The organism is Leifsonia sp. HAY1-4F (assembly GCF_056755275.1).
In genome coordinates, this window is sequence record NZ_JBNDHX010000371.1 from 1 (window position 1) to 260 (window position 260).

The following is a 260-nucleotide window of genomic DNA, read 5'->3' on the forward strand; positions in this document are numbered from 1 at the left end:
GTACGACGGCAGGACGAACCTTGCCGCGCAGGTCGCATCAGAGGTTCGCCAACACTTCCCCCAGCAGGTTCTTAGTGCGGTGGTTCCCCGCTCGGTGCGTATTTCCGAGGCGCCGAGCTACCAGCAGACCGTCATGACCTACGATCCTTCATCGAGCGGCGCACTGTCCTACATGGAAGCCGCAGCCGAAATCGCTGAACGTTAGAATTCTTGAAACACAGCAACAGTCAGGGCAGGTCCGTGCTCGGCTATTCCATCGG

1 protein-coding gene is annotated in these 260 nt (G+C 59.2%); it reads left to right on the forward strand.

The window, feature by feature from the left end; all coding sequences use genetic code 11:
- On the forward strand, nt 1-205 hold a 205-nt coding region (locus tag ACPYOG_RS19855; protein WP_481295831.1), incomplete at its 5' end, for a ParA family protein.
- Nucleotides 206-260: the final 55 nt, after the last annotated feature.